The sequence below is a fragment of the Serratia sp. DFXYC6 genome (assembly GCF_057196085.1).
On the sequence record NZ_JBXUNV010000001.1, the window covers coordinates 2,651,675 to 2,669,903 of the forward strand.

The window sequence follows — 18,229 nt, forward strand, 5'->3', positions numbered from 1 at the left end:
AATCATGAGCATCATTCATCGCCTGGCGCAGCCGGACGATCTCAACGGCCTGTTAGCCTTGTATCGCGAGCTGCGCCCGCAGGACGCGCCGCTGCGCGCCGACGACGCGCGCCGTGCCCTGCAACGCCTGCTGGACGATCCGGCGATCCGCCTGGTGGTGGCGGCGGACGAGGAACAGCCGATCGCCACCTGCATGCTGGCGCTGATCCCGGGGCTGGCGCACCAGGCGCAGCCGTTCGGCGTCATCGAACACGTGGTGACGGCGGAGCCCTACCGCGGCCACGGCGTAGCGCTCGCCATGATTGAATACGCGCTGCAGCTGGCCTGGCGTAAAGGCTGTTACAAGGTGATGCTGCTGTCGGGGCAGCAACGCACCGGCGCGCACCAGCTTTATCTCAAAGCGGGTTTCGACGGCGATCGCGAGCGGGGATTTGTCATCAGACGGCCCGAGGGCCGATAGCGGCCTGCTGCAAACGAGCAGGCCGTCAGGCGGGTTATTCGCTGTCGTTCTTCGCCAGACGGGCGTCTTTTTGGCGGCGATAGTCACGGGCGGCGGCCGGGATCGGCGTCACCTTGCCGGTTTCAATCCAGCTGCGCAGACGGTTGGCGTCGGCGAAGTGGGTGTATTTGCCGAAGGCGTCCAGCACCACCAGCGACACCGAGCGGTTACCGATCACGGTGCGCATCGCCAGGCAGTGCCCCGCCTGGTTGGTGAAGCCGGTCTTGGTCAGCTGAATGTTCCATTTCGGGTTGTACACCAGGTGATTGGTGTTGCGGAACGGCAGCGTGTAGTTCGGATCCTTGAAGCTGGCCATGCGCTCGGTGGTGGTGCTGAGCTGGCCGATCAACGGATATTGCTTGGTGGCGATCAGCAGTTTGGTCAGATCGCGCGCCGTCGACACGTTATGAATAGAGAGCCCGGTCGGTTCCACGTAATGGGTGTTGGTCATACCCAGCGCCCTGGCCTTGGCGTTCATCGCTTTGATGAAGGCGTTGTAGCCCCCCGGATAGTGGTGCGCCAGGCTGGCGGCCGCGCGGTTTTCCGACGACATCAGCGCCAGCAGCAGCATATCTTTGCGGCTGATTTCACTGTTCAGCCGCACCCGTGAATACACCCCTTTCATCTCCGGCGTCTGGTGGATGTCCACCGACAGCATCTCGTCGAGCGGCAGGTGCGCGTCCAACGTGACCATGGCGGTCATCAGCTTGGTGATCGAGGCGATCGGCACCACTTCATCCGGGTTGCGCGCGTACATCACCTTATGGGTTTGCATATCGACGACCATCGCGCTGCCGGAGGCCAGCTCAGGCTGGGTGGCGTGCAGGGCGGCAGCGTTGTCGCTGGCCAGCGCGCGCGGCGCAAAGCCTGCGCCCGCCTGCAAAGCGAGCAGGGTCAGAACCAAAACACGTATTTTCACAGGCATTACTCTGAAATGGGGGCTTGAACTCAGCGAATTATATGTGAGGGTTCAGCGCTTGGCACTGGGATTATAGGGCGGATTTGTGACAAATTCTGTCGGCCGAAAATCGGCACAGCCCGCGGGCGCTCTGGGATGAACGCCCGCGTAGAAAAAGTTACAGCGCCGGCTGCCAGGCCGACTGCGGCAACAGGTACAACCCCGGCGTTTGCCGCGCCCCTGCACCGACGATATGGCCGATGCCGGCCGCCATCACCGCCAGCGTGACGTCGAAGGCGTTGAGGCTGTCGCCGTAGCCGGCGGTCAGGTTGAACATCGAGCCGTTGGCCAGCAAATAAACCGTCTTCTCATTGAGTTGGTAAGCGTTCACATAAGGCATCGGCTCGTGGTGCTGCAGGCCCTTGAGGAAGCCGACGTCGATCTCTTCCGCCACGTGGCCGACGTTGAGAATAAATACGCCGTCCTGCGCCTGTTGCAGATGCTGCGCCGAAAGCACGTTTTTCGCGCCGGTCGCGGTGGCGATCACGTCCGCCTGCGCGACCCCGCTCGCCAGATCCACCACCTGCCAGCCGTCATAACGCGCCTGCAGCGCACGCGCCGGATCGATTTCCGCCACCATCACCTGGCCGCCGTAGGCCCTGGCCGCGGCCGCCGTCCCCTGCCCGACCAGGCCGTAGCCAATCACCAGCACGCGCTTTTCATGCAGCGTCAAATGGGTGGTCTGGAAGAAGGTGTGCCAGGCGGTCAGCCCAACCATATGCCGATTGTGCAGCCCTTCTTTCACCGGCAGATCGTCCCAGTTGAAGATCGGGTAGCGCGGCGCCACGCCGTTTAACCGATTGATGCCCGATCCGGTGGCCTCCAGCCCGGCGACGATCTGCGGGCCGTTCGGCGATTGGTGCAAACGGGTGGTCAAATCCGCTCCCATTTCGCACAGGTGGGTCGGCTGCCAGGCCAACGCGCGATCGAAAGATTCCGACCATTCGCCGGCGCTCATGTCACGCCAGGCATAGGCCTGCGCGCCCCGCCGTTCCAGCCAGGCCACCACGTCGTCCTGCACCGTAGTGGGATTGCAGGTGGTCAGAAAGATCGCCGCGCCCTTGTCCAGCAGGCCGGCCACCAGCGGCGCCATTTTCAGATCCAGGTGCATATTGCACGCCAGCCGCACCCCGTGCAGGTCCGGCAACGCCGCCACCGCCGCCCGGGTGCGCGGCATATGACGCATCGCCCAGCTCAATTCACTGTCAAAATCCTGATACATCCGTTGCTCCTCTGGTGTACCCCGCCGCCAGGCGTGGCAAAAAAGTTATCCCGCGCGGCCGAGCCGGCGGATCGCCTGCGGCGACAGGCCAAATACGCGGATAAACGCCCGCCTCATGCGTTCCGGATCGCTGAACCCCACCGAGCGGGCGATCGCTTCCAGCGGCTCGGCGCTCTCTTCGATGCGCACCCTGGCCGCCTCTACCCGCAATTGCTCGACCACCTTGGCCGGCGTCTGCCCGGTTTCAGCGCGGAACAGCCGGCCGAATTGCCGCTCGCTCAGGCAGGCGGCGTCGGCCAGATCCGCCACCGACAGCGGCTGGTGCAAATGTTCACGCGCGTACGACAGCGCGGCGCGCATGCGATCCGACGACGGGTTCAACGCCAGCAGCAGCGAGTACTGCGACTGCCCGCCGGGGCGGCGGTGATAGACCACCAGCTGCCGCGCCACGGCCGCCGCCAGGGTGGCGCCCAGATCGTCCTCGATCAGCGCCAGCGCCAGATCGATGCCGGCGCTGATGCCCGCCGAGGTCCAGATATCGCCGTCGCGGATGAAAATGCGGTTGCTGTCGACGCGGATACGCGGATAACTCTGCTGCAACCGCGCCGCATGATACCAGTGAGTGGTGGCGCGTTTGCCGTCCAGCAGCCCGCAGGCCGCCAGAATAAACGCCCCGGTGCATACGCTGGCGATACGCCGCGCTCGTCGGCTTTGGTTGGCCAGGAACGCCACCAGCGCCGGTGACTGCGCCGCCATCACGTTGCCGCTGCCGCCGGCCACTACCAACGTATCGAAACGCTCGTCGCCGCACGGCTGCGTGGCGATTTCCACCCCGGCCGAGCTGGCGACCATACCGCCCTGCGGCGAGATCGCCACGCAGCGGTAGGCCGGCGGGTCAGTGAACTGGTTGACGTTATCGAACGCCGCCAGCGGGCCGGCAAAGTCCAGCAGGTTGAAACCGGGAAAAACCACAAAACCGATCGTTTTCATGATGGCGCTTTTTGAGGGTTATCTGTCATATCAGCCAAATGCAGGGCGGCTATTATGGCTCAGGTCCAACGATAAAAATGAGGCGAATGTCATGTCTGAACCACTCGTGATTGTATTTCCCATCTATCAAGGCGTCACCCAGCTCGATTTCACTGGCCCACTGCAGTTTCTGCGCCGCATGCCGGGCGCGGAAATCATCGTCGCTTCAGTAGACGGCGCGGATGTCGAGTCGGAAGGCTTGCACTTCACCCAGCTGCGCCCGCTGCCGGAGATCGCACGCTGCGATGTGCTGTGCGTGCCGGGCGGCAGCGGCTGCACCCAGGCGCTGCAGGATAAAGCATTCATGCAGCAAATCCGGCGGCTGGGCGCCGATGCCCGCTATCTGACTTCGGTATGCACCGGTTCGCTGATCCTGGCCGCCGCCGGCCTGCTGCCGGGCAAACGCGCCGCCTGCCACTGGTCGATGCGCGACAGCCTGAAGCTGTTCGGCGCCATACCCAGCGCTGCACGCGTAGAGCGTGACGGCAACGTGATCAGCGGCGGCGGCGTTACCGCCGGCATCGATTTCGCGCTGGCGCTGATCGCCGAACTGCACGGCGAAGACACTGCCCAAACGATCCAACTCTATCTGGAATACGCCCCGGCCCCGCCGTTCACCGGCGGCACGCCGGAACTGGCCCCGCCGCACATTTACGCCAGGGTACAGGCACAAATGGCGGAAAGTCTGGCGCAGCGCAGAGCGTTGGTGGCCCAGATCGCCCAAGGCTAGCGATCGGGCGTATACTTGCCCTTATGCGTCAGCCACATAAGGAGTAAGGAATGACCGATTTGGCCCACTACATTACGGACTATGGCTACTGGGCGTTGTTTATCGGCTGCCTGGCTGAGGGGGAAACCATCACGCTGCTGGGCGGCATCGCCGCCCATGAAGGGCTGCTGCACTGGCCGTGGGTGATCGCAGTAGTGGCGCTGGGCGGCACGCTGGGGGATCAGTTGCTGTACTTCGCCGGCCGCCGGTTCGAAGGCCGCGTCATCTCGCGGCTCAAGGGGCAGGAAAAGCGCATCGCGCGCGCCAGAAGGCTGATCGCCCGCCACCCGATGCTGTTCGTTATCGGGGTGCGTTTCATGTACGGTTTCCGCATCATCGGCCCGGTTCTGATCGGCGCCAGCCGCCTGCCGCCGTCGCGCTTCGTGCCGCTGAACATCCTCGGCGCCATTCTCTGGGCGACGATCTTCGTCATGCTCGGTTATTTTGGCGGCCAGGCGATCGAACGCTTCGTTACCGGCTTCGACAAAAAGCTCTCCAGCCTGCTGTTTGTCGCGCTGGCGATCGCCGCTATCCTGCTGGTGCGTTTCTGGTGGCGTAAACGCCACCCGGAGTAAGCAAACGCAGCGGGCGTCAGCTTTCCTGCGGCGCCGCGCGCATCAGCTCGACCAGCTCGCGCGCCGCCTTGTCCAACGGGCGGTTCTTCAGCCAGATCAAATGCATCGGCAAGCGCAGCTCGTTCTTGGTGTTTTTGAATTTCAGCCGCACCAGACGCCCCTGCGCCAGCAGCGGCTCGGCCAGCGACAGCGGAAAATTGCCCCAGCCCAGGCCCGCTTCCACCATGTTCAGCGCCATCGGCAGGCTGTCGGTGCGCCAGTACGCCTCCGCCACCTGGGGACGCAGATCGCCGATCGGCAGATCGCGGCTGGCCACCATGATCTGCCGCACGTTGACCAGATCCTCGAGAAACAGCTCACCCGCCGCGCCGTCCAGCGCCGGGTGCTGCGGCGACAGCATCGCCACCAGCGACTCCGCGCCGACGAAGTGGAACTGTTCCGCGCTGTTGACGTTCAGCCCGCCGAACGCCAGACAAACACCGATGCGCCCCTCGTGCAGCATGTGCAACACGTCGTCCTGCGGCGCGCTGAGCACTTCGATGTTCAGCAGCGGATAACGCTGCGACAGCGTTTTCACCGCCGCCAGCAGGCCGGCGCCGTTGATATCCGACGCCACGCCGATCGAAAGCCGACTCTCCAGCCCCTGAGACAGTTCGATGGCGTGCACCTGCAGCTGCTTGAGCTGCCCGGCGATCAGGCGGGCGTGCGGCGCCAGGGCCAACGCCAGCGCGGTCGGCGTCGGTTCACGGTGAGAACGGTCGAACAAGGCGAAACCGAGCTCCGCCTCCATGTTGGCGATGGCCATGCTGACGGCGGAGGGCACGCGCCGCAGCGCGCGGGCGGCGGCGGAAAACGAGCCGCGATCGAGCACCGCCAAAAACAGTTCGATATTGTCGCTGGAGAAATTCATTGTTTTATCTGTCAGTAAAACTGACAACTCCTGACTTTTTCTATCAATGTGGTTGACGTTATCTTAGCCGCCGTCGCCACAGAGGCAACTAAAAACAGATCGGGAGAAAACGATGCAAGGCGTCAAACGCAAACTGGTGTATGTCACCGCTTATGAAATCATCGGCATGGCGATCTCGGCGCTGGGGTTGGCGCTGCTGTCGGGCCATGCGCCGAGCAGCACCGGGCCGCTGGCGGTGGTGATCACCACCATCGCGGTCAGCTGGAACTTTATTTACAACTATTTATTCGAGTGGTGGGAAAGCCGCCAGGTGTCGCGCACCCGCACGCTCAAACGCCGCATTTTGCACGCCGTCGGCTTTCAGCTGACGCTGGTGGTGTATCTGATCCCGCTGATCGCCTGGTGGATGGGCATCACGCTGTGGCAGGCGCTGCTGCTGGATATGGCGCTGATCGTTATCATTCCTTGCTACACCTTCCTGTTTAACTGGGCGTTCGACAAGCTGTTCGGCCTGCCCGCATCGGCACTGCCGGCCGGTGAATCGGCCTAAGACTCGTTACGCACCCACCGACCCGCTGCTTTATCCCATTTTCTGCGCGGGTCGCCATTTCCTTCCTCTTATTTCTCGCCGCGAAATATAAGAACAACACCCTGTAATTTGCACGGTAATTATTATTTTGTGATTTTAATCACTTTTTATTCTTCGATATTTCCGTCTTGATAAAACATCACATCTTTTTGAATAATATATCCTTTTATATTTGGATTAAAAAATAAACACACTTGTTCACGTTTTATGCGCAGTATTTTTTGCCACCATTACGGAGAAAAGGTAGCATGCTTCGCCGTTATTTTAATGATGGCTGTATACACAATAAACAGCGGAATGATGCCACGACCTCATTCTCATGACGATTGGTCATAGCAATCGTTTGCTCTCGGTAAGAGCAGGGTTAACATAGACAGGTAAACAGGACGGATAATGCACTCACAAAAAAAGTCGGCGGATGACAAACACGCCGCCAGAAGACGCTGGCTAGACTCTCATGAATCCGGTTATCACAAAAGCATGGGCAACCGGCAAATCCAAATGATCGCCATCGGCGGCTCCATCGGCACCGGCTTGTTCCTCGGTACCGGCGGCCGTCTCGAGTTGGCCGGGCCGGCGCTGGCGCTGGTCTATCTGGTGTGCGGGATCTTCTCTTTCTTCATCCTGCGCGCGCTGGGCGAACTGGTGCTGCATCGCCCTTCCAGCGGCAGCTTCGTTTCTTACGCCCGCGAATTCCTCGGTGAAAAAGCCTCTTACGTCGCCGGCTGGATGTATTTCCTCAACTGGGCAATGACCGGCATCGTCGACATCACCGCCGTGGCGCTGTACATGCACTACTGGGGCACCTTCGCCGACGTGCCGCAGTGGCTGTTCGCCCTCGGCGCGCTCGGTATCGTCGCCACCATGAACATGATCGGCGTGAAGTGGTTCGCCGAGATGGAGTTCTGGTTCGCACTGATCAAGGTCGCCGCCATCGCGCTGTTCCTGATTGTCGGCGTCGTCTTCCTCGGCACCGGCACCCCGGTCGCCGGCCACACTACCGGCATGCACCTGATCACCGAAAACGGCGGCATGTTCCCGCACGGCCTGTTGCCTGCTCTGGTGCTGGTGCAAGGGGTGATCTTCGCCTTCGCCGGCATCGAGCTTATCGGCACCGCCGCCGGCGAGTGTAAAGATCCGGCCAAAATGATGCCTAAAGCGATCAATAGCGTGATCTGGCGTATCGGCCTGTTCTACGTCGGCTCCGTGGTGCTGCTGGTGCTGCTGCTGCCGTGGAACGCCTATCAGGCCGGCCAAAGCCCGTTCGTCACCTTCTTCAGCAAGCTGGGCGTGCCTTACATCGGCACCATCATGAACATCGTGGTGTTGACCGCCGCGCTGTCCAGCCTCAACTCCGGCCTCTACTCCACCGGCCGCATCCTGCGTTCACTGGCGATGGGCGGCTCCGCGCCGAAGCTGATGGCCAAAATGAGCAGCCAGCAGGTGCCTTACGCCGGCATCCTGGTCACCTGCGGCATCTATGTGATCGGCGTGGTGCTCAACTACCTGGTGCCGGCGCAGGTGTTCGAGATCGTGCTGAACATCGCCTCGCTGGGCATCATCGCCTCCTGGGCGTTTATCATCGTTTGCCAGATGCGCCTGCGTAAAGCCGTGCGCGAAGGCCGCGCGCAGCCGGTGTCGTTCAGAATGCCGGGCGCGCCGTTCACCTCCTGGCTGACGCTGGCGTTCCTGCTGGTCGTGGTGGTGATGATGGCCTTCGACTACCCGAACGGCACCTGGACCATCGCCACCATTCCGGTGTTGGCGGTGCTGCTGACGCTGGGCTGGTTCGGCCTGCGCAAACGCGCGCAGGAAGTGAAGCTGGAACAGCAGGCTCACGAAGAACAGAGCCAACGCTGAATCGACAAACCGCCCTCCGGGGCGGTTTTTTTTATCCGCTATAACCGCCCGTAGAACGTCATTCTGGCGCTTTCCGACAGCATCACGTCCGGCTGCGCATTGTAGGCCAACACCACCAGCATGCGCGTGGTGTCGCCTTCGGTCGGCGTCACCCGGTGCATGGCGTTGCGCCCGCGAAACAGCACCAAATCCCCCTCCTCCATCGCCAGCCGTTTGACCGCCCGCTCGCCGTCCAGCACCTGCGTGACCCCGGCATAGTTCATCTCGCCGCGATCGGCGTCGCGCAGGTTCTCCACGTATTCGAAGCGCCCGCCCGCCTGCGGTTTCTGGATCAGCAGCGTGATGGCGAACGAGGAGTTGTCAAAATGCCAGCCCAGCTCCTGACCGGTATGGGCGTAATGCAGATTGATCGACGACAGCCGATCGGCGTAGGGGTAGAGCTGCGCCTCGCCCAGCACCGCACACAGGAACGCGCGAAACGCCGGGGCGTCGTACAGCGCGCGCAGCGGCGACTGCGGCGGAATATCCTCGTCGGTAATGCACCCCTTGGACGACACCACCAGCCGGTTGCGCGCGTGATCGGCCGGCAGCGCGTCGTCCTGCGGCCGTAGATACACGTTGTGTTTGCTGGTGGCGTAAAACGCCGCATGGTGCTGTTCAGCGCCCTCCAGCCGCACCGTCGCCAGCGCGGCTTCACGCAGAAATCCCGGCAGCACCAGCGCGCCGGCGCGCGCCAGCGTTTGTCGGCAGCGGGCGCGGAACGCGGCGTCATCGATGGGATGGGCGGACAGATCGATAATATCGGCAAGTGGCGGCATGACGTTCCCCTCGTGTGCGAAAGCCGGATGCCTCTCACTGTAGCGAATGCCGCATTGCCGCCATAACAAAAATACGTTATGGATAAGCTAACGAATTCTTAGCGATAAGCCCTGCTCATGCACTCACCGTCCCGTGCGCGCTTGCCCAAGCTGAGCGCCATTCTGGCGTTCGAAACCGCCGCTCGCACCGGCAGCCTGGCCCGCGCAGCGGATGCGCTGGCGCTGACCGCCGCCGCCGTCAGCCAACAGATCCGCCAGCTCGAACAACATCTGGGCATCACATTGTTCATTCGCGCCAAAAGCGGCGTCACGCTGACCGAACAGGGCGCGGACTACCTGGCCTATGTTCAGGAGGCGTTTGAAACGCTGCGCGTGGCGCAGCAACACGTCGAACGCCAGCGCGGCAAGCAGACGCTGACGGTGTTCACCTTGCCGGCGTTGGCCTCCAAATGGCTGAACCCGGCGCTGGGCGACTGGCTGGCGCAGTGCCCCGACGGCGATCTGCGGCTGCACGCGACCCATGCGGCGGTCGATTTCGCCCATTCGGCGGCGGATTTCGCCCTGTGCTTCGGCGATCAGGATTATCCGCTGCTGGAAAAGGTGCAACTGTTTCAGGATCGGGTGCAGCCGGTATGCAGCCCGGCGCTGCGCGATCGCGGCGACTGGACGCAGCTGCCGCTGATCCACGTCGACTGGGGCAAGGAGAGCCAGTTTCTGCCGGGCTGGCACGAGTGGTTCACCGCCGCCGATCGGTCGCCGCCGCCGCGGCGCGGGCTGACCTATAACCTGACCTCGCTGGCCATCGACGCCGCCGTGCAAGGGCGCGGGGTGCTGCTCGGCCAGCGGCGGCTGATCGCCGGTGAACTGGCGGAAGGCCGGCTGGTCACCCTGGCCGAACCGGCGCTGCCGCTCAGCAAACCCTACTACGTGGTTTACCCGCCGCGCACGCTGGAAAAACCCGGCGCAGCGGCGTTTCTCCGTTGGCTGCAGGCGCTGGCTCAGCAGGCGGTATAACCGCCGTCGATGCTGTAAAATGCACCGGTGGTGAAACTGCTGTCGTCCGAAAGCAGGAAAGCCACCGTTTTCGCCACTTCTTCCCGCGTCGCCATTCTCCCCATCGGGTGCGAAGCGGCCATCTGCGCCCGCGCCGACGCCGGCAGTTCCCCCATCGCCGGCGTATCTACATAACCCGGCCCGACGGCGTTGACGCGCACGCCGCGCGTAGCGAATTCCAGCGCCGCCGAGCGCGTCAGGCCCAGCACGCCATGCTTGGCGGCGGTATAGGGCGCAATCCCGGCAATGCCCACCACGCCGTTGGCGGAAGAGAGGTTCACCACCGCCCCGCCGCCGCCGGCGACGATCGCCGGCAGGCCGTACTTCATGCCGAAAAACGTGCCGCTCAGGCAGGTGGCGATCACCTCATGCCAATCTTCGACCGCGTACCGATCGATATCCACCTCGTGCGGGCCGGTGATCCCGGCGTTGTTGACCAGCAGATGCAGCGCGCCGCAGCGCCGCACGATCTCTTCAATCCCCTGTTGCACCGACTGCGCGTCGCGCACGTCCATCCGCAACGTCATCACCCGCCGGCCGTCGGGATCGAGCCGCGCGGCGGCGGCGGTGAGAGGCGCTGTGTGGCGGCCGGTCATCACCACCGTGGCTCCGCGCCGAAACAGCTCGGCGGCGATCGCTTCGCCAATGCCGGTGGACGCGCCGGTCACCAGCGCCACCCGATGTTTGAAATCTTGCATAGCCGTTCTCCTGCAACGTTGAACTCAGGGGGACAGGCTAGCGCCGGCAAGTGACAGTTTGCGGCAGCAGTGATGCCCAACACGGCGAGGAATAAAAGGAGTAATGCTTATCAATATTTTATCTATACGATGGAAGTAAATTGTATAACCATTTTATTTTCATCATTAAATGTATAAGGCGCACCCGCTCTGACGCCAAAACTCATTATAACTTTTTATATATTAGTTAGATTAAACCCCTATTTTCCCCGCTGTCACAAAACTGTCATAGATAAATGCATCTTAACTTTTCGGAGCATTTATCATGGCAAAGACTCGCATTATCGCTACCATCGGCCCCGCCTCTCGCCACATCAACACGTTGGCAGCGCTGGAAAAAGCCGGCATGTCCGTCGCCCGATTGAACGGTTCACACAACACGCTCGACTGGCATGCGGAAACCATCGCCCTGCTGCGTAAAACGTTGCCGGATACGCCGGTGCTGTTGGACATTCCCGGTAGAAAAATCCGCACATTGCAACTGAAACACGAACCCTCATTCACTAAAGGGCAAACGCTGATCCTCACGACCGATACCTCACATAACGGGGAGGAAAAAGTCCCGGTGGGGTACGGCCGGTTGCATGAACGGCTGACGGTGGGTGATAAGGTTTTCGCCGATGATGGCACCCTCTCGTTCCAGGTCGTTAACATCGTCGATCGGGACATCTACCTGCAGGCCGACATGGACGGCCAACTGAAAAGCCGCAAAGGCATCAATGTGCCTGGCATCGATCTCGGGCAGGCGCTGATAACGGAGAAAGATCGCGACATGATCGCCTTCGCCAAAGCGCATCAAGTGGACTACATCGGCATAAGCTTCGTCGAAAGCGCGGCACACATCAACGCGATCAGAACGCTGATCGGAGGCGATACGCCCCGCATCGTGGCGAAAGTGGAAAACAGCGGCGGCATAGAGCATCTGGAGGAAGTCATCGCCGCCGCCGACGTTATCATGATCGATCGCGGCGATCTGGCGGTGGAAACCTCGATCGACCGCGTTTCTCTCTACCAAAAACAGATCCTCCGAGCCGCCTCCCATGCGGGCAAACCCACCATCGTGGCGACGGAATTGCTGCACAGCATGATAGAGAACCCGCTGCCAACCAAAGCGGAGGTCAGCGATATCACCAACGCGGTGCTGGATGGCGCCGCGGCGGTGATGCTCTCCGGTGAAACCGCCGTAGGCCGCTATCCTCTGGAGGCCGTTGCCCGTATCGCCAGCGTAGCCCATCAGGCGGAACAGCATTTAGCGCATGCGCCCCACTCATCCCCCCCTGCGCAGGTTGACGATATTCGACAGGCTGTCGGCGCCCTTATCCGCGCCTTGCCGATCTCCCGGGTGGTGGTGTTTTCTCGCACAGGTTACAGCGTGCGCATCGCCGCCATGGCCAACATCGGCCTCCCGATCGTCGCATTCGGCAACGATGCGGCGACGGTGCGCAGCTGGAATATGCTGCCAGGCATCACCGGCCTGACATTGCCTCGGATCGATCTGACACAGCCGGAAACCGAACGTTTGGCTCTGAATGTCCTGTCAGACAATGGATTGATAAATCGGCACGATGTTTTGCTGCTGGTCAGCGCCCAGCAAGACAATCAGCATATCAGCGGGAATATCTTGCGCACGCTCAGCGCCGATGCCTACCTGCAATCTGACGCGGCGCGGGAACCCTACCGGAAAGAAGAGGTGGCCTGATGGATAATCATGCGTTGTTCTATCTGGTGATTGCGCTATTTGCCGTGATCCAATCGGTTTTCGGCATGGGCATCTTGGTATTCGGTACACCGACACTATTAATGCTGGGCGTTGATTTCTCCTCCGTACTTGGGCTGCTGCTGCCGTCGTCGGTGCTGATCTCTCTGACGCAGACGCTTGGCGCCCGACGAATTGCTTTTCCCGCTCGCGAAAAGGTCAATATGCTGATTTGCGCCATTTTCGTCATTCTGGCGCTGAGCCTGGTCTTGCATTCGACGCTGAAGATGAATGTCGATCTGCTGGTGGGCGCCATCCTGCTGTTTTCCGCCTTGATGCGCTTTCGTCTGTCACTGCAGGAAACCGTGAAGCATTATCTCGGCAAACATCAGCGCGCTTATGTCGCAGTCATGGGCCTGATACATGGCGTCACCAACATGGGTGGCGCCTTGCTGGCACTCTACGCTACCGCCAGCCATCGCGAGAAACTGGAGATAAGAACCACCGTCTCCCGTTACTACCTGATGTTCGGTTTAATCCAATTGGCCACGCTGGCCTGCATTAAATGGCAAGCCCTGAACCTCGACGGTTTCGCCGCGGCACCGCTGGCTCTGCTGGTGTATCTGGTCGTCGGCAATCTGCTGTTCAAGAGGGCCAGCGCTCCCGTTTATGAAAAAATGGTAACCGGCTTTATTGCCTTCTATGGCGTGGCCGTTCTCACTAAAGGCTATTTATAGGCTCCCCATGACGACGACTCTCTTTTCTCTGATCCCGGTGATATTTTTAATCGCCATGGGATTCACTCTGCGGCACAAAAACCTGATCGATCGGGCTTTCTGGCTGCCCTGCGAGAAGCTGAACTACTTTTATCTCTTCCCGGCGCTGATGTTTATTCAGGTCGGCAAAGCCGACCTGAGCCAGTTTCCGGTACGGCCGATCGCCCTGTCGGTCCTGGGCGCCGTGTTGATCGGCGCCTTGTCGTTGTACCTCTGGCGAATCTGGCTAAAACAGCCCGGGCCGGTTTTCTCTTCCGTCATACAGGGCGCTCTGCGCCCCAATACCTACATCGGGGTTGCCGCAGCGGCGGCGACTTTCGGCCACACCGGCCTGACGGTGACCTCAATCAGCATCGCCGTCGCCATCCCGCTGTTGAACGTGGCCTCGATTGTCATACTGATGCATTACGGCCAGGGCTCCCGCCCCGGCGGCAGACAGATCGCCAAAGCGCTGGGGAAAAACCCAGTGATCCTTTCGGTCTTGGCCGGTCTGGCCTTCAATGCCAGCGGCTGGTCGCTCGGCACGGCGCTGGAGAACATTCTCACCATTCTCGGCGGCGCCTCTCTGCCGTTGGGGTTGCTGGCGGTCGGCGCGGGGCTGGATATCAAAGCGGCGCGTACGGCACAGGGCCCCGTACTGCAATCGACCTTCGTCAAGTTACTGCTGGTACCGCTGTTGACGCTGGGAATCGGCATCACCCTGGGCATCTCCGGCCCGGTGCTGGCGACTATCGTCCTGTTTAACGCCTTACCCTGTACACCTTCCGCCTACATCATGGCGAAACTGCTGGGCGGCGATCATCGCTTGTCGGCCGGTATCATCACGATCCAAACGTTGCTGGCGGCGGTCACCATTCCTGTTATTTTGCTGCTGACCCAGTTTTCAGCTCATCCAGCTTAAGATGGGCCTCATACTTCCGCCACAACGCGTCGAACCAGCCGTCGTCTCCATGACGATCGTTGATGCGCTCGATCGCTTCCGCACACTGTCGGCGGGCCAAGGCCAACAGGCCGGCCTCGCCCGCCGATAAAACAGCCAATAAGCGCGCCATTTCCACCAGATAGTGACGGGCAAAGGAGACATCGTAATCGGTAATGTTTTTGCTGTTGTCAATCAAGTCGCACAGTTTGATGGTCTGCGCTTCCGCACAGGCCTGCGCGCTGTGCTGCAGATTGGCATTTTTACGGTGCAGACGCTCACCGCCGTAGCTGCGAGGCTGCACGTCGGTCAACATTTCCACATAACGCTCGACCGTCGGACCGAATTCTCGCCGGATATCCGCCAGGGTCACCGCCGTATCTTCTACCGTATCATGCAGCCAGGCAGCGGCGACCATTTCTGGCGTCGGCTCAGCCCGCTGCAGCAAATCCACCACCGCCGCGGGGTGCACGATATACGGCTCTCCGGTGAACTTGCGCCGCTGATTGCAGGCATGGTGAGCGTCATTGGCAAATCGCTGCGCTTTCAAGGTTAAATCCATACTTTCTCCTTATCCATATCGATTCAGTGTAACGGCAGCCATGCTGACATCTGAGTCGATTTGGTTATGAGTTATGCCAACAACGCAGCACGTAATGCGCTCACAAACGCCGCAAAGCCCGCTATTTTATGCCTACTTTTTCTCATGCGAGACACCCTGTGGATACCCAACGCTACCTGCAGCATATCGGCTTTGCCGGCACCGCCCGCCCTGACCTCCCCACGTTGCAACAGCTGCACCATCGCCACATGCTGAGCGTACCGTTCGAGAACCTGAGCATTATTTATCATCAGGGCATTCAGCTGGCGCCGGAGGCGCTGTTCAGCAAGGTGGTCGAGCGTAACCGCGGCGGTTTCTGTTATGAGCTGAACACGCTGTTCGCCCTGCTGTTGCGGGAGATCGGTTTCAAGGTGAGCTTCATCTCCGGCGAGATCCGCACGCGCGACGGCCATTTCGGCCCGCCCTACGACCATCTGGCGCTGCGGGTGGATCTGGCGGGGCAGGCCTGGCTGGTGGATGTCGGTTTCGGCGATTCCTTCCTGACGCCGCTGAAGATCGTCGTCGCCGAGCCGCAACCGCAGGCCAGCGGCACCTTCCACCTGGAGCGGGAAGGCGAGTATTACCTGCTGGAGCGCCGCAACGGCGACCAACGCTCGCATGCCAAAACGCTGTATCGCTTTACCGTTCAGCCGCGCGAGTTGCACGAGTTCGACGAGATGTGCCGATTCCACAGCACCTCGCCGCAGTCGCACTTCACCCAGCGCCTGGTGTGTTCACGGCCGACGGACCACGGCCGGGTGACCCTCAGCGACATGAAGCTGATCGTGACCGAAGATCACCAGCGCCACGAAACGACGTTGCATTCGGAAGAGGAACGGCGCGCCGTACTGTGGCAGCATTTCGCCATCGATTTGGAGCGTTGACGGCGCCAGCGGCGCCCTTTTATTGCGATTCTGTTACACCGATTGCATAACCGCGCTTGGCTGATTGCCAGCACCGCGGCGGCAGGCATCATAGGGCCATGATTCGGCAACAGAGTGCGAAAAATGATCCGTGTGATACTGGTGGATGACCATGTGGTGGTGCGCTCCGGCTTTGCGCAATTGCTCAGCCTCGAGGACGATCTCGATGTGGTGGGGCAATACAGCAGCGCGGCGGCGGCCTGGCCGGCATTGCTGCGCGACGACGTCAGCGTCGCGGTGATGGACATCGCCATGCCGGATGAAAACGGCCTGAGCCTGTTGAAACGCCTGCGGGCGCAGAAGCCGCAGTTTCGCGCGATCATCCTCAGTATCTATGATACCCCGACCTTCGTGCAGAGCGCGCTGGATGCCGGCGCCAGCGGCTATCTGACCAAACGCTGCGGGCCGGAAGAACTGGTGCAGGCGGTGCGCTCCGTCGATATGGGCGGCCATTACCTGTGCGCCGACGCGCTGCGGGCGCTGCGCGGCGGCGAGCAGCCGACCACGGCGCTGGAGGCGTTGACCCCGCGCGAGCGCGAGATCTTCGATCTGCTGGTCAAAGGCGACAGCGTAAAGGAGATCGCTTTCAAGCTCGCTCTCAGCCATAAAACGGTGCACGTGCATCGCGCCAACGTCCTGGGCAAGCTGCAGTGCAGCAGCACCATTGAACTGGTGCATTTCGCCCTCGACCATCAGCTGCTGGCGGGGCATTGATGTCGCCCCGCTTCCGGCCCTGGGTTATCTCGCTGTTTATCCTGTTGGCCTGGGGCAGCGGTTGGCTGATGCTGTGGACGCTCGGTTTCTACCTGACCCACAACGGCAATCAGGCGGCGCTGTTTCTGCCTCACGGCGTCTATCTCGCGCTGCTGATCCTGCTGGCGCGCCGCTATTGGCCCGCCCTGATAATACCGCCGGTGCTGCTGCTGTTCTGGCTGCACGGCGAACGCCTGCTGAGCGGCTACAGCCTGCTGGCCGCGCCGTTCATCACCCTGCTCCCGGCCGCGCTCGCACAGCGATTCTGGCGCCGTTTTCCACTCTACTGGCAGCGGCTGACGCTGCTGCTGGCCGCAGTGACCGCCGCCTCGCTGCTCAATACCGCCCTGCTTGCGCCTTTCGCGCACAGCCCGGCGATGCTGCTCGGCCTGGCGTCATTTACCGGCGGCGTCTTGCTGACCCCGTTCGTCTACCTGATTTTTGAATTTCTGCGCCAGCAGCACCGCTACCATCTGCTGGGGCTGGACACCAGCAACCCGCCGCTGCGCGCGTCCTTAATCATCTGGTGCAGCCTGTTTTTCGTTATCGGCATCGGCACCCAGATGGTGCTGTCGCCGGAAATCGAACGCCTGCTGCTGATCGTGGTGTTTTTGCCGAACGTGGTGATGGCGTGGAAGTTCGGCTGGCAGGGCGGCGTGCTGTCCGGCCTGCTCGGCAGCATGATGATCACCCTCGCGCGGCAGGTCGGCGTGGGGTTCGGCAATCTGATCGAGCTGGAAATCTTTCTGGCGACGCAGGCGCTGCTCGGCATCGGTCTGGGCATCGCCATCAGCCGTCAGCAGCACCTGGCGCAAAACCTGCACCACTATCGCCGACGCCTGGAAGAAGAGTTGGCGGCGCGGCGGGCGTTGACCGAAAAACTGATCCACACCGAAGAAGACACGCGAAAGAACCTGGCGCGCGAGCTGCACGATGAAATCGGCCAGAACATCACCGCGATTCAAATTCAGTCGCAGCTGGTCAAACGGGCGCGCGATCCGGCGCAAACCCAGGCCGCCGCGAACCAGATAGCCGATCTCGCCCGGCGCATACATCACTCCACGCGCCAGCTGCTGCGCCAGCTGCGCCCGCCCGCGCTGGACGAGCTGGCGTTCAAAGACGCGCTTCACCACCTGCTGAATGAATTCGCCTTCAGCGAACGGGGCATCCGTTGCCGTTTCGACTACCGGCTCATCAACACGCCCGCCGGCGAGACGGTGCGCTTTACCCTCTACCGACTGCTGCAAGAGCTGCTCAACAACGTGTGCAAACACGCCGAAGCCAGCGAAGTCGCCATCGTTTTGTATCAACAGGGGGCACTTTTGCACCTCGAGGTGCGGGACAACGGCATCGGCATCCGGGCGGACAAGGCGCCCGGCCTCGGCATTCAGGGGATGCGCGAACGGGTCAGCGCGCTCGGCGGCGAACTGACGCTGGACACACAGCGCGGCACGCGGGTAATTGTTAACCTGCCCACAAATTTGCAACAAACCGCCGACTAACTAGGAAAAAGTCTTAGCCAGTCCGGACTTTCTCTCATCC

General features: G+C 61.4%; 19 protein-coding genes. 12 read left to right on the forward strand and 7 right to left on the reverse strand.

Going from position 1 to position 18,229, the window contains the following annotated elements:
- Positions 1–4: 4 nt before the first annotated feature.
- Positions 5–460, forward strand: coding sequence for a GNAT family N-acetyltransferase (locus tag AC2CGQ_RS13000; RefSeq protein WP_004939676.1), 456 nt, complete (start codon positions 5–7; stop codon positions 458–460).
- Between the two features lie 34 nt (positions 461–494).
- Here the strand turns inward: AC2CGQ_RS13000 and pbpG are convergent, their stop codons facing one another.
- From pbpG to AC2CGQ_RS13015, 3 genes are all read right to left on the reverse strand, one after another.
- On the reverse strand, positions 495–1,424 hold the full coding sequence (gene pbpG / locus AC2CGQ_RS13005) for a D-alanyl-D-alanine endopeptidase (protein ID WP_048322449.1): 930 nt from the start codon (positions 1,422–1,424) through the stop codon (positions 495–497).
- Positions 1,425–1,575: 151 nt separating this feature from the next.
- Positions 1,576–2,679 carry an adenosylhomocysteinase gene (locus AC2CGQ_RS13010; protein ID WP_075684756.1) on the reverse strand — a complete coding sequence of 368 codons (1,104 nt, stop codon included), beginning with the start codon at positions 2,677–2,679 and terminating at the stop codon, positions 1,576–1,578.
- A 45-nt stretch (positions 2,680–2,724) separates the two neighbouring features.
- Positions 2,725–3,669: a GlxA family transcriptional regulator gene (locus tag AC2CGQ_RS13015; protein WP_015377043.1), complete on the reverse strand. Its 945-nt coding sequence runs from the start codon at positions 3,667–3,669 to the stop codon at positions 2,725–2,727.
- A gap of 91 nt (positions 3,670–3,760) precedes the next feature.
- Between AC2CGQ_RS13015 and AC2CGQ_RS13020 the strand changes: the two genes are divergently transcribed.
- Together AC2CGQ_RS13020 and AC2CGQ_RS13025 are read left to right on the forward strand one after the other, a co-directional pair.
- On the forward strand, positions 3,761–4,438 hold the full coding sequence (locus tag AC2CGQ_RS13020; RefSeq protein ID WP_021503986.1) for a DJ-1/PfpI family protein: 678 nt from the start codon (positions 3,761–3,763) through the stop codon (positions 4,436–4,438).
- A gap of 50 nt (positions 4,439–4,488) precedes the next feature.
- A complete protein-coding gene (locus AC2CGQ_RS13025) occupies positions 4,489–5,052 on the forward strand; it encodes a DedA family protein (protein ID WP_021503987.1) in 564 nt (187 codons plus the stop codon).
- Between the two features lie 16 nt (positions 5,053–5,068).
- On the opposite strand, the gene AC2CGQ_RS13030 is transcribed toward AC2CGQ_RS13025, so the two are convergent.
- Positions 5,069–5,962 (reverse strand): LysR family transcriptional regulator, encoded by an 894-nt coding sequence (locus tag AC2CGQ_RS13030; RefSeq protein ID WP_004939692.1) that lies wholly within the window; start codon positions 5,960–5,962, stop codon positions 5,069–5,071.
- A 112-nt stretch (positions 5,963–6,074) separates the two neighbouring features.
- On the opposite strand from AC2CGQ_RS13030, the gene AC2CGQ_RS13035 reads away from it, so the two are divergent.
- Both AC2CGQ_RS13035 and ansP read left to right on the forward strand, forming a co-directional pair.
- A complete protein-coding gene (locus AC2CGQ_RS13035) occupies positions 6,075–6,512 on the forward strand; it encodes a PACE efflux transporter (protein ID WP_004939694.1) in 438 nt (145 codons plus the stop codon).
- A gap of 432 nt (positions 6,513–6,944) precedes the next feature.
- Complete coding sequence (gene ansP / locus AC2CGQ_RS13040) at positions 6,945–8,411, forward strand: L-asparagine permease (protein ID WP_004939697.1); 1,467 nt, start codon at positions 6,945–6,947, stop codon at positions 8,409–8,411.
- Between the two features lie 38 nt (positions 8,412–8,449).
- Here the strand turns inward: ansP and AC2CGQ_RS13045 are convergent, their stop codons facing one another.
- A complete protein-coding gene (locus AC2CGQ_RS13045; protein ID WP_015377040.1) occupies positions 8,450–9,229 on the reverse strand; it encodes a HalD/BesD family halogenase in 780 nt (259 codons plus the stop codon).
- A gap of 117 nt (positions 9,230–9,346) precedes the next feature.
- On the opposite strand from AC2CGQ_RS13045, the gene AC2CGQ_RS13050 reads away from it, so the two are divergent.
- A complete protein-coding gene (locus AC2CGQ_RS13050) occupies positions 9,347–10,243 on the forward strand; it encodes a LysR substrate-binding domain-containing protein (protein ID WP_076740460.1) in 897 nt (298 codons plus the stop codon).
- Here AC2CGQ_RS13050 and AC2CGQ_RS13055 read toward each other — a convergent pair.
- Positions 10,228–10,980 (reverse strand): SDR family NAD(P)-dependent oxidoreductase, encoded by a 753-nt coding sequence (locus tag AC2CGQ_RS13055; protein ID WP_021503990.1) that lies wholly within the window; start codon positions 10,978–10,980, stop codon positions 10,228–10,230. The genes AC2CGQ_RS13050 and AC2CGQ_RS13055 overlap by 16 nt on opposite strands.
- 304 nt (positions 10,981–11,284) lie before the next feature.
- Here AC2CGQ_RS13055 and pyk point away from each other — a divergent pair, with 304 nt between their 5' ends.
- Genes pyk through AC2CGQ_RS13070 form a run of 3 tightly spaced genes read left to right on the forward strand, consistent with a single transcriptional unit; the run spans position 11,285 to position 14,392 of the window.
- Entirely contained in the window at positions 11,285–12,718 is a 1,434-nt protein-coding gene (gene pyk, locus AC2CGQ_RS13060) for a pyruvate kinase (RefSeq protein ID WP_484593700.1), read from the forward strand.
- Positions 12,718–13,452 (forward strand): TSUP family transporter, encoded by a 735-nt coding sequence (locus tag AC2CGQ_RS13065; protein ID WP_156865299.1) that lies wholly within the window; start codon positions 12,718–12,720, stop codon positions 13,450–13,452. Before pyk ends, AC2CGQ_RS13065 begins: the two co-directional genes overlap by 1 nt.
- Positions 13,453–13,459: 7 nt before the next feature.
- On the forward strand, positions 13,460–14,392 hold the full coding sequence (locus AC2CGQ_RS13070; protein ID WP_015377036.1) for an AEC family transporter: 933 nt from the start codon (positions 13,460–13,462) through the stop codon (positions 14,390–14,392).
- Here the strand turns inward: AC2CGQ_RS13070 and AC2CGQ_RS13075 are convergent.
- Positions 14,352–14,972, reverse strand: a complete 621-nt coding sequence (locus AC2CGQ_RS13075) for an HD domain-containing protein (protein ID WP_021503991.1) — start codon at positions 14,970–14,972, stop codon at positions 14,352–14,354. The two genes, AC2CGQ_RS13070 and AC2CGQ_RS13075, sit on opposite strands and share 41 nt — an antisense overlap.
- A gap of 158 nt (positions 14,973–15,130) precedes the next feature.
- Between AC2CGQ_RS13075 and AC2CGQ_RS13080 the strand changes: the two genes are divergently transcribed.
- From AC2CGQ_RS13080 to AC2CGQ_RS13090, 3 genes are all read left to right on the forward strand, one after another.
- Complete coding sequence (locus tag AC2CGQ_RS13080) at positions 15,131–15,895, forward strand: arylamine N-acetyltransferase (RefSeq protein ID WP_197763667.1); 765 nt, start codon at positions 15,131–15,133, stop codon at positions 15,893–15,895.
- Between the two features lie 123 nt (positions 15,896–16,018).
- Complete coding sequence (locus tag AC2CGQ_RS13085; RefSeq protein ID WP_484593701.1) at positions 16,019–16,648, forward strand: response regulator; 630 nt, start codon at positions 16,019–16,021, stop codon at positions 16,646–16,648.
- Positions 16,648–18,189, forward strand: a complete 1,542-nt coding sequence (locus tag AC2CGQ_RS13090) for an MASE1 domain-containing sensor histidine kinase (protein WP_484593702.1) — start codon at positions 16,648–16,650, stop codon at positions 18,187–18,189. The genes AC2CGQ_RS13085 and AC2CGQ_RS13090 overlap by 1 nt, the downstream gene beginning before the upstream one ends.
- Positions 18,190–18,229: the final 40 nt, after the last annotated feature.

What these genes read in the sequence shown, in the direction of transcription:
- AC2CGQ_RS13000 (WP_004939676.1), top strand. Translation starts at nt 5, where the DNA reads ATGAGCATCATTCATCGCCTGGCGCAGCCGGACGATCTCAACGGCCTG.
- pbpG (WP_048322449.1), bottom strand. Translation starts at nt 1,424, where the DNA reads ATGCCTGTGAAAATACGTGTTTTGGTTCTGACCCTGCTCGCTTTGCAG.
- AC2CGQ_RS13010 (WP_075684756.1), bottom strand. Translation starts at nt 2,679, where the DNA reads ATGTATCAGGATTTTGACAGTGAATTGAGCTGGGCGATGCGTCATATG.
- AC2CGQ_RS13015 (WP_015377043.1), bottom strand. Translation starts at nt 3,669, where the DNA reads ATGAAAACGATCGGTTTTGTGGTTTTTCCCGGTTTCAACCTGCTGGAC.
- AC2CGQ_RS13020 (WP_021503986.1), top strand. Translation starts at nt 3,761, where the DNA reads ATGTCTGAACCACTCGTGATTGTATTTCCCATCTATCAAGGCGTCACC.
- AC2CGQ_RS13025 (WP_021503987.1), top strand. Translation starts at nt 4,489, where the DNA reads ATGACCGATTTGGCCCACTACATTACGGACTATGGCTACTGGGCGTTG.
- AC2CGQ_RS13030 (WP_004939692.1), bottom strand. Translation starts at nt 5,962, where the DNA reads ATGAATTTCTCCAGCGACAATATCGAACTGTTTTTGGCGGTGCTCGAT.
- AC2CGQ_RS13035 (WP_004939694.1), top strand. Translation starts at nt 6,075, where the DNA reads ATGCAAGGCGTCAAACGCAAACTGGTGTATGTCACCGCTTATGAAATC.
- ansP (WP_004939697.1), top strand. Translation starts at nt 6,945, where the DNA reads ATGCACTCACAAAAAAAGTCGGCGGATGACAAACACGCCGCCAGAAGA.
- AC2CGQ_RS13045 (WP_015377040.1), bottom strand. Translation starts at nt 9,229, where the DNA reads ATGCCGCCACTTGCCGATATTATCGATCTGTCCGCCCATCCCATCGAT.
- AC2CGQ_RS13050 (WP_076740460.1), top strand. Translation starts at nt 9,347, where the DNA reads ATGCACTCACCGTCCCGTGCGCGCTTGCCCAAGCTGAGCGCCATTCTG.
- AC2CGQ_RS13055 (WP_021503990.1), bottom strand. Translation starts at nt 10,980, where the DNA reads ATGCAAGATTTCAAACATCGGGTGGCGCTGGTGACCGGCGCGTCCACC.
- pyk (WP_484593700.1), top strand. Translation starts at nt 11,285, where the DNA reads ATGGCAAAGACTCGCATTATCGCTACCATCGGCCCCGCCTCTCGCCAC.
- AC2CGQ_RS13065 (WP_156865299.1), top strand. Translation starts at nt 12,718, where the DNA reads ATGGATAATCATGCGTTGTTCTATCTGGTGATTGCGCTATTTGCCGTG.
- AC2CGQ_RS13070 (WP_015377036.1), top strand. Translation starts at nt 13,460, where the DNA reads ATGACGACGACTCTCTTTTCTCTGATCCCGGTGATATTTTTAATCGCC.
- AC2CGQ_RS13075 (WP_021503991.1), bottom strand. Translation starts at nt 14,972, where the DNA reads ATGGATTTAACCTTGAAAGCGCAGCGATTTGCCAATGACGCTCACCAT.
- AC2CGQ_RS13085 (WP_484593701.1), top strand. Translation starts at nt 16,019, where the DNA reads ATGATCCGTGTGATACTGGTGGATGACCATGTGGTGGTGCGCTCCGGC.
- AC2CGQ_RS13090 (WP_484593702.1), top strand. Translation starts at nt 16,648, where the DNA reads ATGTCGCCCCGCTTCCGGCCCTGGGTTATCTCGCTGTTTATCCTGTTG.